The following is a 953-nucleotide window of genomic DNA, read 5'->3' on the forward strand; positions in this document are numbered from 1 at the left end:
TGCCTCGACCAACCCCCACCCCCCCCCGACACCCAGGCCCCCCCCCCCCCCCCCCCCCCCCCCCCCCCCCCCCCCCCTCGGCCGTCAGGTGCGCGCTCATGCCGACGTGGTCGGCGCGGGCGTAGTCGAAGATCGTGTCGTCGACGTCCCACAGCACCGCGCGGATGGTCATGGACCGACCGTACCGCGCGTCGGCGGTCAGGCGGGGGCGAAGCGGAAGACGCGGAAGTCGGTGACGAAGCAGACGGCCCCGCCGTCGGCGCCGTGGCCGATCCAGGTCGGGTAGCAGCCGTCGCCCCAGCCCGAGCCGAAGACGGCGACGGTGTGGCCCTCCACGCCCTCGGCGAGGAAGGCCGTCGGCCCGGGCTGCCCGCTGTCCAACGCCTCCCAGACGACGCCCTCCTCGTCCTGGGTGCCGGGGAAGGCGTGGTGCGCGGAGGCGTCCATGAAGCAGCCGACGCCGGCGTCCACGCCGTAGCCGAAGAAGTCGCCGTCGGCGAGCTCCGCCGGGTCCTGTCCGGGGACCAGGGCGGGCTCCCAGCGGACGACGGGGGCGTCCCGGACCACCAGCCGGGCGGCGGCGATCACGCGGTTCCGGAAGGGGTGCTCGACCTCGGCCACGACGGTCTGGACCGGGTAGCTGCCGGGCGGGACCGTGACGGTGAAGGGCGCGGGCCGCTCGTCGTCGTCCCCGAGGTGGACGACCGGGTCGCAGGCCACCAGCCGCCCGGTGGGCAGGCCGAGCTCTCCGAGCTCCGTCACGGTGAAGGCGGCGCCGCTGCCGCCCCCGGGCGGGACGGCGGCTCCCGGTGTGAACCAGCGGGTGCAGTTTGGTGGGGTCGACGTCATGGGCCGATCGTAGGGGGCGGATACGACAGTGAGGGGGGGGGGGGGGGGGCGCCCCCCCCCCCCCCCCCCCCCCCCCCCCCCCCCCCCCCCCCCCCCCCCCCCCC

Annotated in this window: 1 protein-coding gene; it reads right to left on the reverse strand. The window is 77.4% G+C overall.

Annotation, left to right across the window (positions count from 1 at the left end; genetic code table 11):
• Positions 1–198: 198 nt before the first annotated feature.
• Positions 199–849, reverse strand: a complete 651-nt coding sequence (locus tag ACZ4XX_RS16750; RefSeq protein WP_468508633.1) for a DUF4241 domain-containing protein — start codon at positions 847–849, stop codon at positions 199–201.
• Positions 850–953: the final 104 nt, after the last annotated feature.

The sequence above is a fragment of the Streptomyces sp. NPDC029956 genome, from assembly GCF_055574655.1.

Coding starts and splice junctions, on each gene's coding strand:
- ACZ4XX_RS16750 (WP_468508633.1), bottom strand. CDS start 849: ATGACGTCGACCCCACCAAACTGCACCCGCTGGTTCACACCGGGAGCC.